The 14542-nt window shown below is 53.3% G+C and carries 16 protein-coding genes; 11 read left to right on the forward strand and 5 right to left on the reverse strand.

The window, feature by feature from the left end; translation table 11 throughout:
* Positions 1–309 precede the first annotated feature (309 nt).
* The 3 genes from I6L53_RS12115 to yniD all read left to right on the forward strand — a co-directional run bounded on the left by I6L53_RS12115 (position 310) and on the right by yniD (position 1687).
* The gene (locus I6L53_RS12115; protein WP_042319372.1) at positions 310–621 is read left to right on the forward strand and encodes a DUF6506 family protein; all 312 of its coding nucleotides are present in this window, start codon (positions 310–312) and stop codon (positions 619–621) included.
* A 27-nt stretch (positions 622–648) separates the two neighbouring features.
* Positions 649–1467, forward strand: coding sequence for a helix-turn-helix domain-containing protein (locus tag I6L53_RS12120; RefSeq protein WP_042319375.1), 819 nt, complete (start codon positions 649–651; stop codon positions 1465–1467).
* A 112-nt stretch (positions 1468–1579) separates the two neighbouring features.
* Positions 1580–1687, forward strand: coding sequence for a small membrane protein YniD (yniD, locus tag I6L53_RS12125; protein ID WP_086512613.1), 108 nt, complete (start codon positions 1580–1582; stop codon positions 1685–1687).
* 62 nt (positions 1688–1749) lie between these two features.
* Here yniD and I6L53_RS12130 read toward each other — a convergent pair whose 3' ends face one another.
* Positions 1750–2508, reverse strand: coding sequence for a DUF481 domain-containing protein (locus tag I6L53_RS12130; RefSeq protein ID WP_042319378.1), 759 nt, complete (start codon positions 2506–2508; stop codon positions 1750–1752).
* A gap of 286 nt (positions 2509–2794) precedes the next feature.
* On the opposite strand from I6L53_RS12130, the gene pfkB reads away from it, so the two are divergent.
* The 3 genes from pfkB (at position 2795) to I6L53_RS12145 (ending at position 5086) form a co-directional block, all read left to right on the forward strand.
* Positions 2795–3727 (forward strand): 6-phosphofructokinase II, encoded by a 933-nt coding sequence (gene pfkB / locus I6L53_RS12135; RefSeq protein WP_042319380.1) that lies wholly within the window; start codon positions 2795–2797, stop codon positions 3725–3727.
* 101 nt (positions 3728–3828) lie between these two features.
* Positions 3829–4119 (forward strand): type V toxin-antitoxin system endoribonuclease antitoxin GhoS, encoded by a 291-nt coding sequence (gene ghoS / locus I6L53_RS12140; protein WP_042319383.1) that lies wholly within the window; start codon positions 3829–3831, stop codon positions 4117–4119.
* 106 nt (positions 4120–4225) lie between these two features.
* Positions 4226–5086 (forward strand): fructosamine kinase family protein, encoded by an 861-nt coding sequence (locus tag I6L53_RS12145; protein WP_042319386.1) that lies wholly within the window; start codon positions 4226–4228, stop codon positions 5084–5086.
* Positions 5087–5129: 43 nt separating this feature from the next.
* Here the strand turns inward: I6L53_RS12145 and I6L53_RS12150 are convergent, their stop codons facing one another.
* Positions 5130–5666, reverse strand: a complete 537-nt coding sequence (locus tag I6L53_RS12150) for a YniB family protein (RefSeq protein WP_042319389.1) — start codon at positions 5664–5666, stop codon at positions 5130–5132.
* 137 nt (positions 5667–5803) lie between these two features.
* On the opposite strand from I6L53_RS12150, the gene hxpB reads away from it, so the two are divergent.
* The 4 genes from hxpB (at position 5804) to tcyP (ending at position 9588) form a co-directional block, all read left to right on the forward strand.
* Positions 5804–6472, forward strand: coding sequence for a hexitol phosphatase HxpB (gene hxpB, locus I6L53_RS12155; RefSeq protein WP_042319391.1), 669 nt, complete (start codon positions 5804–5806; stop codon positions 6470–6472).
* Between the two features lie 144 nt (positions 6473–6616).
* Positions 6617–7378, forward strand: coding sequence for a 2-dehydro-3-deoxy-D-gluconate 5-dehydrogenase KduD (gene kduD / locus I6L53_RS12160; RefSeq protein WP_042319394.1), 762 nt, complete (start codon positions 6617–6619; stop codon positions 7376–7378).
* 95 nt (positions 7379–7473) lie between these two features.
* The gene (locus tag I6L53_RS12165; RefSeq protein ID WP_042319395.1) at positions 7474–8064 is read left to right on the forward strand and encodes a metal-dependent hydrolase; all 591 of its coding nucleotides are present in this window, start codon (positions 7474–7476) and stop codon (positions 8062–8064) included.
* Positions 8065–8196: 132 nt separating this feature from the next.
* The gene (gene tcyP, locus I6L53_RS12170; RefSeq protein ID WP_042319397.1) at positions 8197–9588 is read left to right on the forward strand and encodes a cystine/sulfocysteine:cation symporter; all 1392 of its coding nucleotides are present in this window, start codon (positions 8197–8199) and stop codon (positions 9586–9588) included.
* 51 nt (positions 9589–9639) lie between these two features.
* On the opposite strand, the gene cedA is transcribed toward tcyP, so the two are convergent.
* On the reverse strand, positions 9640–9882 hold the full coding sequence (gene cedA / locus I6L53_RS12175) for a cell division activator CedA (RefSeq protein WP_042319400.1): 243 nt from the start codon (positions 9880–9882) through the stop codon (positions 9640–9642).
* 212 nt (positions 9883–10094) lie between these two features.
* On the opposite strand from cedA, the gene katE reads away from it, so the two are divergent.
* Positions 10095–12353 carry a catalase HPII gene (gene katE / locus I6L53_RS12180; protein ID WP_042319401.1) on the forward strand — a complete coding sequence of 753 codons (2259 nt, stop codon included), beginning with the start codon at positions 10095–10097 and terminating at the stop codon, positions 12351–12353.
* A gap of 51 nt (positions 12354–12404) precedes the next feature.
* On the opposite strand, the gene chbG is transcribed toward katE, so the two are convergent.
* Positions 12405–13163 carry a chitin disaccharide deacetylase gene (gene chbG, locus I6L53_RS12185; protein WP_042319403.1) on the reverse strand — a complete coding sequence of 253 codons (759 nt, stop codon included), beginning with the start codon at positions 13161–13163 and terminating at the stop codon, positions 12405–12407.
* 11 nt (positions 13164–13174) lie between these two features.
* Positions 13175–14530 (reverse strand): 6-phospho-beta-glucosidase, encoded by a 1356-nt coding sequence (locus I6L53_RS12190; protein ID WP_042319405.1) that lies wholly within the window; start codon positions 14528–14530, stop codon positions 13175–13177.
* Between the last annotated feature and the right edge of the window lie 12 nt (positions 14531–14542).

Here is a 14542-nt window from a genome sequence, read left to right on the forward strand (position 1 = left end):
TTTGTTTGTTTACAGTAAGTTGTGAAGCCATCTAACCAACAATTGCTAAATTGGCACACAATCTGGGACACATCCGCTCCCGCTACGCGAGTGCGGTAATGTGGTCGAACGATGGTAACACTAAAAAAAGGGAGAATGCACCCTTCTGTTTTATATTGTGCTGGATCATGACGTTAGCAGGCGCTTTTCGCCTCTGAGACAGAACAATAGCTCAGCGTTTCCAGCCACATTACTGGCGGATTGGTACAATACCGTTTGCATTGTCAAACGTAAGATCCGGTTTCCGATAACGAAACAGGATAGCGTGACATGAGCGATATTTTAAAAGCTGCATTTATATTTGTTGCACCTAACGCGGTTGCTGAAACCCATAACAACTGGGTAAAAACCGAACAGGTGCAGGTTAAAACGATCGCGGTGAAAGATTACCAGCAGGCGGGTAAACTCCTGGATGCACTCTATGATGAAGGGATCCGGGCGATTGAATTGTGCGCGGGTTTCGGCCATCTTGGTGTTGCACATATGGTAAAAGCGGCAGCAGGCAGAATGCACGTAGGCGTCGTTCGCTTTGACCTTCATCCTGGACTGGAAAACCGGAGTGGCGACAGTCTGTTTGAGTAAGGTACAACATCTGAGGTAAACAGCAGCATGCAACGACGCAGCACGCCCAGTCCGGCGCTGGCTGACTGGATAGCCCATTTCTGGTGCTGGCAAATGACGGCGGGGACGCCCTTACCCACGCTCTTTCCCGGTACCGGGGGCGAACTGCTGCTCAACCTGGGCGATCCTCTGCGCATTGTGCCGATCCCCCTGGACAGCCAACAGCCCCCCAATTGTCTCATTCTCCCAAAGGGTGAGGCTGTCCTGCTTCGCCCACGTAAGTCCAGAATGACATTCACCCCCCAGGGAGAAATCGATTTACTGTCGATCCGACTGCGTTCTGCAACCTGCTTTCCTCTCCTGGGTATCGCAATGGATGAACTGGATGACGTTCCCGTGTCCTTCACCGATCTGGGTCTATGCTGTGCTATTCCGGAATTGATTAACTTACCGTATGAGATGCGCATCAGTCGGTTAGAACGCTGGCTGCTGGCTATTGTTGACCGTTGCCATCTGATGAACACCGATCTCATACAGGCGGTCAATCGGTTGTATTACGGAGATTCTTTCTCGACAATCCGTAGCCAGTTGGGGATGAGTGAGCGGACGATACTACGACGCGTTCATCAATTTACTGGCGTTGATGTGCGCTATTTCTGCCGCACAGCCCGATTTCAGAGAACGCTGCGCCAGCTACTGGCAGAAGGCGATGTTCTGAATAGCGCGCTCAACCACGGCTATTGCGATCAAGCACATTTCATCAAAACGTGTCGACTCTATACTGACCTGACGCCGACTGAACTTTTGAAACGTCAGTACCGGCAGCTCAATTACTATACCAACACGCTTGTCGGATGCGTGCCGTAACCCTCCCATTTTCCTTCCTCGTTGAACGATGCAAGATGCATATCCTTTCACTGACTGGCTGACAGTTTTGTTACACTAGGATTAACCGTCTGAAACCGACAGGAAATAAATGATGCCATCAAATCGCTTCGCCAAAAAACACTGGAAAATGGTGGTCGTTCTGATCGTCATTTGTGGTGCAATGTTATTGCTACGCTGGGCGGCAATGATTTGGGGATAGTTGCGAATCGTCATCAGACACCGCAATAAAAAAGCCAGACTGGGGAACAGTCTGGCCTCAGCTTACATCCGGTAGCCCAGAGAAACGGTTGTGCGTCTATCCGTGTGCTCCGGCGCCGTCTCCGGCGGTTCGGAGTTCCACGTCACGTTATAGGCCACTTTCAGGCCAAAGTGCTCATTGATTGCCACATTCAGCGCCGTCTCGGAGTTCAGGGTTGTATCTTCAGCACCGAACACCGACACGCCTTGCGTAAATTTGGTGTTGTCGGAGATCTGCCATGCATACGCGCCAGAGGCATAGCCCAGCGGCTGGGTTTCCGTCTTGCCATCCGTATGTTCGTCGTAACGTACGCCCGGACCGAATTCAAAACGGAAACTATGTACGGGACCGTTAAGGAACTGGCGACCATAACCGGCGGTGAACACATCGCGCTCGCGGTAGCCGTTATAGCGGTCCGTCAGCCAACTGGCCTGGCCGAAAAGGTAGTCATAATCGGTCACATTGTAACGGCTACGGCCGCCAACAGCATATTTCTCTGAAGAGCGTTCATCATTGGAAGAGGTGTTGCTCGCGTTTCCCCACAGCGACCAGGCCGTTGCTTGCCCGTACCAGGTCATGGTCGTGTCCGCGGTTAAAGAAGAACTTTTCGTGTTGCCTGACTGCGCAAGGTAACCGGCGTTGAGATTGCCTTCGAAGGGTTTCTTCGCACTTGAGGGGTCATCCATGACAGTAAAAACGGAATCATCGGCAGTTGCATACATCGACGCAAACACGCCCCCCGCCAGCAGAACGGCAGCGGGAACTGTCTTTAAAAGCTTCATTTATAAAGAGTCCGTACAACAAAAAAAGAGACCACTACGGTCCCGGAAACTTTCAGAGGGATCAATGACAAACGCCCCAGGAAAGGTAACAAATTATAAAAAGGCTCGAATAACATAGCAATGAATTCTTATTTCATTTTTTGAATAAGAGGGCTCTCAAAACAATTAAATATTTATATATCCTTACAGCAAATAAAATAAATAAACTTTAATTAATCATATTGTTAATGACTTCACTTTCGCGCTATTCGGTGCCAGACTGAACACAGCCTAACAGGAGGTAACGATGGTACGTATCTATACGTTAACGCTTGCGCCCTCGCTCGATAGCGCAACGATCACCCCGCAAATCTACCCCGAAGGGAAACTCCGCTGTACTGCCCCGGTATTTGAGCCTGGCGGCGGTGGCATTAATGTCGCTCGCGCTATTGCCCATCTGGGTGGAACGGCGACCGCCATTTTCCCCGTCGGCGGTGCAACCGGTGAGCATCTGGTCGCCCTGCTTGCCGATGAAAACGTTCCGGTAGCAACCATTGATGCAAAAGACTGGACGCGTCAGAACCTGCATGTTCATGTCGAATCCAGCGGCGAGCAATATCGCTTTGTGATGCCCGGCGCGGCACTGAATGACGATGAATTTCGCCAGATAGAAGAACAGGTGCTGGAGATCGAGTCCGGCGCTATTCTGGTGATCAGCGGTAGTTTGCCACCGGGCGTCAAAGTCGAAAAACTTAGCCAGTTGATTACCGCCGCGCAGAAACAGGGGATCCGCTGCATTATTGACAGCTCCGGCGACGCGCTGACGGCTGCATTAGCTATTGGCAATATTGAGCTGGTTAAACCTAACCAGAAAGAACTCAGCGCGCTGGTTAATCGTGAACTCACCCAGCCTGATGACGTGCGCAAAGCGGCGCAGGAAATTATCCGCAGCGGCAAAGCGCAGCGTGTTGTCGTCTCCCTGGGTCCTCAGGGCGCGCTGGGAGTGGACAGCAAAACCTGCGTGCAGGTTGTTCCGCCGCCGGTTAAAAGCCAGAGCACCGTTGGCGCAGGTGACAGCATGGTGGGGGCGATGACTCTCAAACTGGCTGAAGGCGCTTCGCTTGAGGACATGGTGCGCTTCGGTGTTGCGGCCGGTAGCGCCGCGACCATCAACCAGGGAACGCGCCTGTGCTCCCACGACGATACGCAAAAAATCTACGCTTACCTTAGCCAACCATAATGATTTCCCCCCTCTTTTGGAGGGGGAATTTCGCCCAAACCTGTCGGCATACGCGTTCACCGTCTATGCTACAAACTCATGAGATTACAAAGGGGTGTCAAATGGCCAGTGGGGAAATCACCCGGTATGTTATTACCATCAGGTTTCACGAGGACTCCTTAACGGAAATTAATGAACTGAACAACCATCTCACCCGCGCCGGTTTTCTGCTCACGCTCACGGATGATGACGGAAATGTGCACGAACTGGGTACCAATACCTTTGGACTGATTAGCGCCCAGAGCCAGGACGAGGTCAAAGCACTGGCCGCGGGGCTGGCTGAAAGCGCGTTAAATAAAGTGCCGGAGGTCAGCGTGGTGACCTGGGAAGAGTGGGAACGCAGCGGACAATAAATGCCATTACTGCGAAAACACGTCCACGGTGTGCGTTAGTTCGTGTTTTTTACCCGCATCTTTGCGCTAACCTTATGATCTGGCAGACAACATGGGGAGAGACATCATGTGGCAGGCTATCAGTCGTCTTTTAAGCGAGCAACTCGGTGAAGGCGAAATCGAACTGCGTAACGAACTGCCTGGCGGAGAAATTCATGCCGCGTGGCATTTACGCTACGCGGGACGCGATTTCTTCGTTAAATGTGATGAGCGGGAACTGCTTCCGGGCTTTACGGCAGAAGCCGATCAATTAGAACTGTTATCACGCAGCCATACGGTGACGGTCCCCAAAGTGTGGGCGGTGGGTGCGGATCGTGATTACAGCTTTCTGGTGATGGATTATCTCCCTCCCCGTCCGCTGGACGCGCATAGTGCGTTTATTCTGGGACAACAACTTGCCCACCTGCATGAATGGAGCGATCAGCCGCAGTTTGGGCTGGACTTTGATAATGCGCTTTCTACCACTCCGCAACCCAATGCCTGGCAGCGCCGCTGGTCGACCTTCTTTGCCGAACAGCGCATTGGCTGGCAACTTGAACTGGCGGCAGAAAAAGGTATCGCCTTTGGTAATATTGACGCCATTGTCGAACATGTGCAGCAGCGTCTCTCCTCTCACCAGCCGCAGCCCTCTTTGCTGCACGGCGATCTGTGGTCAGGCAACTGCGCCCTGGGTCCGGACGGTCCATACCTGTTTGATCCGGCCTGTTACTGGGGAGACAGAGAGTGCGATCTGGCAATGTTACCGTTACATACCGAACAGCCGCCGCAAATTTATGATGGTTATCAGTCGGTGTCGCCGCTGCCGTCAGATTTTCTCGACCGACAACCGGTGTACCAATTGTATACCTTGCTCAACCGGGCAAGACTGTTTGGCGGTCAACATCTGGTGATCGCGCAGAAGGCAATGGACAGACTCCTCGCGGCGTAATAATGGCTGACATTAAAAGGCCGCCGGATGGCGGCCTTTTTGTTCAGATAAACCCCAACAACGAAAAGAATACATATCCGAGAACGATGATAATCACCGGCAGGATATAGAGCGGGAAAAACTGCAGGAAAATCGTGTGATGCGGTACCACAATGCGCGACTCAATCTGCTCACGGGACAGCCCTTCGCTGCCCTTGGCTTTCTCCAGAATCAACTGGTCTTCGACGCCTTCACGTAAAAACCGCGCCTGGCGGCTCATGCGCGCGCCGGAATCCTGCATCGCCAGACCGATAAAAATCAGCACAAAAATCAGCCAGAACATAATGTTCAGGCTATTCTGAAAATCCGGCGTCGGCGAGTTGTACCAAAAGAGATTCAGAAACGGGGTATTCACTCGCATCATATCAATCATGACGTGGGTGAAATCGAGCATTACCGCGTTAATCCCTTCCTGCTTTTCGCTGTGCGCATACATAAATTTCAAGGCTGAAATCAGCGTGGAGAGGAGTGCCGGGATAAATATCACCCATCCTAAGATCCTTTTTAACACTGCTATGCGTCCAGCTTGTTGATACGTCATGAGTTCCCCTTGATGAAGACGCGTCGTTTTGGCTTAAGTCTACCTGCTGATAACCCTTTTCGCCCGATCTTTAAAAACGTTATGATAGCGGCTAACACTGAATACCCTACATTTAATGCTCAACAGGAGAGGTTGTAATGTCAACCCCGCGTCAAATTCTTGCGGCAATATTCGATATGGATGGATTACTGATTGATTCCGAGCCGCTGTGGGATCGGGCTGAACTGGACGTACTGTCCAGCATCGGCGTCGATATCACTCGTCGTCACGAACTCCCGGATACGCTGGGGCTGCGCATCGATATGGTCGTCGATCTCTGGTTTGCTCAGCAGCCATGGAATGGGCCGAGTCGCCAGGAGGTCACCGATCGCGTCATTACTCGCGCTATTGCACTGGTTGAAGAAACGCGTCCGCTGTTGCCAGGCGTAAAAGACGCTATCGCGTTGTGTAAAGCGCAGGGGTTGAAGGTGGGACTGGCGTCCGCGTCTCCTCTGCATATGCTGGAAAAAGTCCTGGCGATGTTTGACCTGCGGGAGAGCTTTGACGCTCTCGCCTCAGCGGAGAAGCTGCCCTACAGTAAACCGCATCCTCAGGTTTACATCGACTGCGCAGCAAAACTGGGCGTCGACCCGTTATGCTGTGTCGCGCTGGAAGATTCCGTCAACGGCATGGTGGCGTCTAAGGCTGCGCGGATGCGCTCCATCGTCGTACCGGACAAAGAGGTTCGACACGATCCGCGCTATATTCTCGCCGACGTCAGGCTCAATTCACTCACGGAACTGACCCTCACCGATTTGTGTGGCTAAACCAGGACCGGGCAATGGCGACATTGCCCGTGTCGACGGATAATAAATTTAAAACAACGTTTCATTTTTATTGTATTCCTTTCGTTCCTCTCCTATCCTTCTTTCAGGGCACATAACAGATAAAAACGGATAGCCGAGGTCATTATGATTCTGGATGCATTTCGTCTCACAGGCAAAGTCGCCATCGTCACTGGTTGCGATACCGGACTTGGACAAGGGATGACGGTGGCACTGGCGCAAGCCGGTTGCGATATCGTCGGCGTGAACCGCAAAATTCCTCATGACACCGCCGCCAAAGTAGAAGCGCTGGGACGCCGCTTTTTCGCCATTCAGGCCGATCTGAGCCGGCAGGAGGTAATCGCGGACGTTGTCGCCCAGGCGATTGAAAAATTCGCTCGCATCGACATTCTGGTGAACAACGCGGGAACCATTCGTCGCGAAGACGCACTCAATTTCAGTGAAAAAGACTGGGACGATGTGATGAACCTGAATCTCAAGTCGCTCTTCTTTCTCTCCCAGGCCGTGGCCCGGCAATTTCTCGCTCAGGGCCAGGGCGGCAAAATCATTAACATTGCTTCGATGCTGTCGTTTCAGGGCGGCATTCGCGTCCCGTCTTATACGGCCTCAAAAAGTGGCGTGCTGGGCATTACCCGACTGTTAGCCAACGAATGGGCGCAGCATCAGATCAACGTCAACGCCATCGCGCCCGGCTATATGGCGACCAACAATACCCAACAGCTGCGTGAAGATGCCGATCGGAATAAAGAGATTGTCGATCGTATCCCGGCGGGCCGCTGGGGAACGCCTGACGATCTGCAGGGTCCGGTCGTCTTCCTCGCATCATCGGCGTCGGATTACATTAACGGCTATACGCTGGCCGTCGATGGGGGTTGGTTAGCGCGATAAACGCGCATTATTGACAAAGAGTTACAACGTCACCACTTCCGCCCACTGTATAAAAATCCTATACTGTACGAATTCACAGTTTATCAGGTTTTATCATGACGGCGGAAGGTCACCTCCTCTTTTCCATTGCCTGCGCGGTGTTTGCTAAAAACGCGGAGTTGACGCCCGTGCTCGCACAGGGTGACTGGTGGCATATTGTACCCTCCGCTATTCTGACCTGCCTGTTACCGGACATCGATCACCCAAAGTCATTCCTCGGTCAACGCCTGAAATGGGTATCAAAACCGATCGCCCGGGCCTTTGGTCATCGCGGATTTACTCACAGTCTGCTGGCCGTCTTTGCGCTGCTGGCCACCTTCTACCTCAAAGTGCCGGAGAGTTGGGTCATCCCCGCCGATGCCTTACAGGGCATGGTGGTGGGCTATCTGAGTCATATTGCAGCAGATATGCTGACGCCAGCGGGTGTCCCCCTGCTCTGGCCCTGTCGCTGGCGCTTTCGCCTGCCGATTCTGGTCCCGCAGAAAGGTAATCAGCTGGAGCGATTTCTGTGCATGGCGCTGTTTGCCTGGGCGGTATGGATGCCGCAAACCTTGCCTCAGAACAGTGCAGTTCGCTGGTCATCCGATATGATTAACACACTGCAATGGCAGTTTAATCGCTTCATTAAGCATCAAATCGACCAGTAAAACAGCAGAAATAACGTTTTTGGCATAAACAATTCCATTTGAATATAAGACCCATGTCACAGTTCTGCTAACCTTGCGGCAACAGGATCGCTGTGACACAGCGGGACGAATAATAAAATCAGGAGAACGGGGATGAATTTTCCATTAATCGCGAACATCGTGGTGTTCGTCATTCTGCTGTTTGTGCTGGCACAAGCCCGTCATAAACAGTGGAGTCTGGCAAAGAAAGTACTGGTGGGGCTGGTCATGGGCGTGGTCTTTGGCCTTGCGCTGCACACCATCTATGGCTCTGACAGTCAGGTGCTGAAAGATTCCGTCCAGTGGTTCAACATCGTCGGTAACGGCTATGTTCAACTGCTGCAAATGATCGTTATGCCGCTGGTATTCGCCTCAATCCTGAGCGCGGTCGCCCGTCTGCATAATGCCTCTCAGTTGGGAAAAATCAGCTTACTGACTATCGGTACACTGCTGTTTACCACGCTGATTGCCGCGCTGGTCGGTGTACTGGTGACCAATCTGTTTGGTCTGACCGCTGAAGGTCTGGTACAGGGTGGCGCAGAGACGGCGCGCCTGAATGCCATTGAAACCAACTATGCTGGCAAAGTGGCCGATCTCAGCGTCCCGCAGCTGGTGCTCTCATTTGTACCGAAAAACCCGTTTGCCGATCTGACTGGCGCGAACCCGACGTCAATTATCAGCGTGGTGATTTTTGCCGCCTTCCTCGGTGTCGCGGCACTCAAATTGCTGAAAGATGACGCACCAAAAGGCGAACGCGTACTGACCGCAATCGACACCCTGCAAAGCTGGGTGATGAAACTGGTCCGCCTGGTCATGCAGTTAACGCCTTACGGTGTGCTGGCGCTGATGACCAAAGTGGTGGCCGGTTCCAACCTGCAGGACATCATTAAGCTGGGGAGTTTTGTTGTCGCTTCTTACCTCGGGCTGGGCATTATGTTCGTTATCCACGGCGTGCTGCTGGGTGTGAACGGCGTGAGTCCCCTCAAATACTTCCGCAAAGTATGGCCGGTTCTGACCTTCGCCTTCACCAGTCGCTCCAGCGCGGCCTCTATCCCACTCAACGTGGAAGCGCAAACCCGCCGCCTGGGCGTACCGGAATCTATCGCCAGCTTCGCCGCCTCCTTTGGCGCGACGATTGGTCAGAACGGCTGTGCCGGTTTGTATCCGGCCATGCTGGCGGTCATGGTTGCGCCGACGGTCGGCATTAACCCGCTGGATCCGCTCTGGATTGCAACACTGGTCGGTATTGTTACCGTCAGCTCTGCCGGGGTAGCCGGTGTCGGTGGTGGTGCCACGTTCGCTGCGCTGATTGTGCTGCCAGCAATGGGCCTGCCTGTCACGCTGGTGGCGCTGCTCATCTCCGTTGAGCCGCTGATCGACATGGGCCGTACCGCGCTGAACGTCAGCGGGTCGATGACTGCCGGTACGCTGACCAGCCAGTGGCTGAAGCAAACCGATAAATCCATTCTGGACAGTGAAGACGACGCCGAACTGGCGCATCGCTAAGCGTCCCAAAGACAGAAAACCGTCCTTCGGGGCGGTTTTTTTATACCAGAATTAATCTGCGATTTCGTTTTCCTGACGAACCTGATTTGCCCAGCGCTGGGCTGATTCCGCCTCGCTAAACGCCGGCGATCGCTGGAACGACTCCCCCATTAAGACAAACGCGACATACTTCCCGCGCAAGATCCACACGTCACGAAACGCGTCCATTTTTATCGCATGTTCGGGCGGCGAAGGTTCAACACGCGGAACATAGCTAATAACCGGGCGATTTTGTTGGCGAAGAGGTTTCATCATTAATGGCTTCACTAAGACAAATTCAAAAATCAGAAAAGAACTATCTTAGCCGATTTTCACCCCGCCCGTCCTGCTCCGGGCGTGCTCTTTCCTGTGTCTGTCGGCATGGTCTTCAACGCTCAGCCCGGCGGGATCATGCGAATGGACTATAGTTAGGGGGTTTTTGACAAAAACAACGACCCTTTCAGAAATGAAAAATGGAGACGAGTTCAATGTCGCATAATGAGAAAAATCCCCATCCGCATCAATCACCCGTGCACGATCCCCGCGAAGCAAAACCTGGCCTGGACTCTCTGGCTCCTGACGACGGATCGCATCGCCCTGTTCCTGAACCGACAGCCCCCGGCGCGCAACCCACGGCCCCTGGCAGTCTGAAAGCCCCGGATACTGGCAATAAAAAACTGAGCGATCTGGAAAGCGTTCGCACAGGCAGCGAGAATTTTGCTCTCACCACCAATCAGGGAGTACGCATTGCCGACGACCAGAATTCACTGCGTGTCGGACATCGCGGCCCTACGCTGCTTGAAGATTTTATTTTGCGTGAAAAAATCACCCATTTTGACCATGAGCGGATCCCTGAGAGGATCGTCCATGCGCGCGGCTCGGCCGCACACGGATATTTCCAGCCCTATAAAAATCTGAGCGATATCACTAAAGCCGACTTTCTCTCCGATCCGGATAAAATTACCCCAGTCTTCGTACGCTTTTCCACCGTCCAGGGCGGCGCGGGCTCGGCGGATACCGTGCGTGATATCCGGGGTTTTGCCACCAAATTTTATACCGAAGAAGGGGTTTTTGATCTGGTCGGCAACAATACCCCTATCTTTTTCATCCAGGATGCGCACAAGTTTCCTGATTTCGTTCACGCAGTGAAACCGGAACCACACTGGGCAATTCCCCAGGGACAAAGTGCGCATGACACCTTCTGGGATTATGTCTCCCTGCAGCCAGAAACCTTGCATAACGTCATCTGGGCGATGTCCGATCGCGGTATTCCACGCAGTTATCGCACGATGGAAGGATTTGGCATTCACACTTTTCGTCTGATCAACGCGGCGGGCAAAGCCACTTTTGTTCGTTTTCACTGGAAACCCCTGGCAGGAAAAGCCTCACTGGTGTGGGATGAGGCGCAGAAGCTGACCGGTCGTGACCCGGACTTCCATCGCCGGGAACTGTGGGAAGCCATTGAAGCGGGCGATTTCCCGGAATATGAACTGGGGCTGCAGCTGATTTCGGAAGAGGACGAGTTGAAATTCGATTTCGACTTACTGGATCCTACCAAGCTGATCCCTGAAGCGCTGGTCCCGGTGCAGCGCGTCGGGAAAATGGTACTAAACCGTAATCCCGATAATTTCTTTGCCGAAAACGAGCAGGTCGCCTTCCATCCGGGCCATATCGTCCCCGGCATGGATTTTACAAACGATCCGCTGTTGCAGGGGCGTCTGTTCTCCTATACCGATACGCAAATCAGTCGTCTCGGCGGACCTAATTTTCATGAAATCCCGATCAACCGTCCGACCTGCCCTTATCACAACTTCCAGCGTGATGGGATGCATCGGATGAGCATCGACACCAATCCGGCAAACTATGAGCCTAATTCCATCAATGACAATTGGCCGCGTGAAACGCCGCCGGGGCCGAAGCGCGGTGGCTTTGAGTCGTATCAGGAACGTATCGATGGGGACAAAATCCGCGAACGTAGCCCTTCATTTGGCGAATACTACGCCCATCCGCGGCTCTTCTGGTCGAGCCAGACGCCGGTTGAACAGTTGCATATTGTGGATGCCTTCAGCTTTGAGCTGAGTAAAGTCGCACGCCCTTATATCCGCGAACGGGTCGTTGACCAACTGGCGCATATCGACATCGGCCTCGCTCAGGCGGTTGGCAAAAACCTGGGTATCACGCTGACCGATGAACAGACGCAAATTGCCCCGCCGCCAGAGGTGAACGGCCTGAAAAAGGATCCCTCACTCAGTCTTTATGCCGTACCGGACGGTGAAATCAAAGGTCGGGTCGTTGGGATATTACTTAACGGGAAGGTGAAATCGTCAGATCTCCTGACGATCCTTCAGGCGTTAAAGGCGAAAGGCGTTCATGCCAAACTTCTCTATTCCCGGATGGGCGAGATTGTCGCCGATGACGGCTCGACGCTGACCGTCGCCGCCACCTTTGCCGGTGCGCCATCTCTCACCGTAGATGCGGTCATTGTACCGTGCGGGGATATCGCCGATATCGAGCACAACGGCGACGCGCGCTACTATCTGCTGGAGGCGTATAAGCATCTCAAACCCATCGCGCTCGCAGGTGAAGCGCGGCGCTTTAAAGCACTGTTGAATATAGACAGTCAGGGTGAGGAAGGCGTTGTGGAAAGCAGTGACGCGGATAACCGTTTTATGGATGAATTGTTTACGCTGATGGCAGCCCACCGCGTCTGGTCGCGAACAGCGAAAATTCCTACCGTAGCGGCCTGAGGCAAATCGCAGACAAAAAAAGCGGCGCGCCACGCGCCGCAAACTCAGGAGTCAGACATCAAGAAAACTGCCCAGACGGTAGCCGCGTTCTGCAATCGCATACTTGAGCGATGCCGAGGTCAGCACGTCCAGCTCAGTCAAACGGGGGTAACAATAGGCGCTCTGACGAATGATATTGTCGATAAACGCCGGGTGACACATCACTTCCACTGAGGATTCTCCACGCTTTGCGGATTCGTCGAGAACATGCAGAAACAGCGCTTCCGTAATCTCTTCCCCATAAAACTCACTGCTGAATCCCTGCGAGCTACGCAGCGTCGGCGGGAGATCGCTGGCCTGGAACACCGGCTGTCGATCGACACGCAATGCAATGTTGCGCTCGGCAGCAAAACGCGCGACGAGGGGGAAGATCTGCGGGAACATATGCACATGGTGATGGCTATCCAGATGCGTAGGCTCCCGCCCGAACAGGTCGATGAAACGCTGATACTGACAGGCGAGCTCACGGGCGATTTCGTCCAGTGGCAAGGTATCTTCCTCTGCCATCTGCCAGATCCATTTTCCCAGACGCCCCTCACGGGTTAATCCCGGCATCTCGGTCAGGGGTTTTCCCAGCGTCAGAACAAAGTGCATCCCTACCGCCAGCGTCGGCAGATCGCGGCTTAACGTCACCGCATGCTCAATAGCATCACCGTTCACCAGCGCTGTAGTCGAGGTCACCACGCCGTGACGACAGGCTTCCACGATGCCGTAGTTTTGCCCTTTGCTCAGACCAAAATCGTCCGCGTTTACTATCAATAAGCGTTCCATAGCCGACCTCTTTAGTGTTGTGCGTCTTTAAGCTTCGCAATGCAGTCGGCAAAGTTTGGCAACCATTTTTCGTGCGCCAGAATCAGTTCACGCGCCAGACCTTCTGCATCGTGGTCAGAATGCACCAGCGGGCTCAGGTTCAGCGCCAACAGCACATCGTTAAACTCACCGCTCAGCGCCGCGTTGCTGGCTGCTACTTCAAAGCCTTTGATGGTATAGATCAATCCCAACACTTTCTCATCAAAATGGGTGATGCGTGGCGTCGGCGTCGCCCCGTCGCGGCCCAGCGTGCAGGTCATCTCTACCGCCCAGTCTGCCGGGATGTTATCAACATGACCGTGATGCGGAATGTTGACGTAATGTTCGGTCTGCTTGTCATTGAAAATCGCATTGATGACTTCACAGGCCGCGTCAGAGTAGTACGCGCCGCCGCGCTGCTCCAGCTCCTTCGGCTTGACGTTCAGTTCCGGGTTCTTATACAGATCGAACAGCTGTTTCTCGACCTTCTGCACCACCTGTGCCCGCGCGCCGCCCTTGTAGTATTCACCCATCTCAATCGCCAGCATCTCTTTTTGCTTGAAGTAGTAAAGCAGATACGAGCATGGCAGCAGATTCAAAGAGCGAATCAACCCTTCGCTGAACGGCAGATCGAAAATATTTTTCACTGTGGACGCTTTAAGCTGGCCCGAGGCCACGCCGTCCAGCAGCTCGGCAAAGCGTGACTGACCATTAACGATCACATCTTTGATGAACACCATGTGGTTGAGGCCAAACAGGTCGATCGACAGGTCGTCACTCTCTTTCAGCGCCAGCACATCGTGGATGAACATCTTCATCCCCACCGGAATGTTGCACACGCCAATAAAGCGTTTGAAGTTCGTATGGCGATAGACCGCTTCGGTCACCATGCCGGCCGGGTTAGTAAAGTTTATCACCCAGGCATTCGGGCACAGTTCTTCCACATCTTTAATGATGTCGAAAATCACCGGGATGGTGCGCAGACCTTTGAACAGGCCACCGGCACCGTTAGTTTCCTGGCCCAGGTAGCCGTGGCTCAGCGGAATACGCTCATCCAGTTCACGTGCTTTCAACTGCCCTACACGCAGCTGTGTGGTCACGAAATCGGCATCTTTCAGCGCTTCACGGCGATCCAGGGTCTTAAATACCTTCATCGGTACGCCCGCTTTTTCAATCATGCGCTGGCAGAGCTGGTAAATAATATCCAGTTTCTCTTCGCCACCCTCGACGTCAACCAGCCACAATTCGGAAACCGGTAGTTCGTGGTAACGCTTAATAAATCCTTCCAGCAATTCCGGGGTGTAACTGCTCCCGCCACCAATGGTGACGACTTTTAATTTCTGGCTCATCGTTTCTCCCTT

This window comes from Citrobacter farmeri (assembly GCF_019048065.1).
Classification (GTDB): Bacteria; Pseudomonadota; Gammaproteobacteria; order Enterobacterales; family Enterobacteriaceae; genus Citrobacter_A; species Citrobacter_A farmeri.

Coding starts and splice junctions, on each gene's coding strand:
- I6L53_RS12115 (WP_042319372.1), top strand. CDS start 310: ATGAGCGATATTTTAAAAGCTGCATTTATATTTGTTGCACCTAACGCG.
- I6L53_RS12120 (WP_042319375.1), top strand. CDS start 649: ATGCAACGACGCAGCACGCCCAGTCCGGCGCTGGCTGACTGGATAGCC.
- yniD (WP_086512613.1), top strand. CDS start 1,580: ATGCCATCAAATCGCTTCGCCAAAAAACACTGGAAAATGGTGGTCGTT.
- I6L53_RS12130 (WP_042319378.1), bottom strand. CDS start 2,508: ATGAAGCTTTTAAAGACAGTTCCCGCTGCCGTTCTGCTGGCGGGGGGC.
- pfkB (WP_042319380.1), top strand. CDS start 2,795: ATGGTACGTATCTATACGTTAACGCTTGCGCCCTCGCTCGATAGCGCA.
- ghoS (WP_042319383.1), top strand. CDS start 3,829: ATGGCCAGTGGGGAAATCACCCGGTATGTTATTACCATCAGGTTTCAC.
- I6L53_RS12145 (WP_042319386.1), top strand. CDS start 4,226: ATGTGGCAGGCTATCAGTCGTCTTTTAAGCGAGCAACTCGGTGAAGGC.
- I6L53_RS12150 (WP_042319389.1), bottom strand. CDS start 5,666: ATGACGTATCAACAAGCTGGACGCATAGCAGTGTTAAAAAGGATCTTA.
- hxpB (WP_042319391.1), top strand. CDS start 5,804: ATGTCAACCCCGCGTCAAATTCTTGCGGCAATATTCGATATGGATGGA.
- kduD (WP_042319394.1), top strand. CDS start 6,617: ATGATTCTGGATGCATTTCGTCTCACAGGCAAAGTCGCCATCGTCACT.
- I6L53_RS12165 (WP_042319395.1), top strand. CDS start 7,474: ATGACGGCGGAAGGTCACCTCCTCTTTTCCATTGCCTGCGCGGTGTTT.
- tcyP (WP_042319397.1), top strand. CDS start 8,197: ATGAATTTTCCATTAATCGCGAACATCGTGGTGTTCGTCATTCTGCTG.
- cedA (WP_042319400.1), bottom strand. CDS start 9,882: ATGATGAAACCTCTTCGCCAACAAAATCGCCCGGTTATTAGCTATGTT.
- katE (WP_042319401.1), top strand. CDS start 10,095: ATGTCGCATAATGAGAAAAATCCCCATCCGCATCAATCACCCGTGCAC.
- chbG (WP_042319403.1), bottom strand. CDS start 13,163: ATGGAACGCTTATTGATAGTAAACGCGGACGATTTTGGTCTGAGCAAA.
- I6L53_RS12190 (WP_042319405.1), bottom strand. CDS start 14,530: ATGAGCCAGAAATTAAAAGTCGTCACCATTGGTGGCGGGAGCAGTTAC.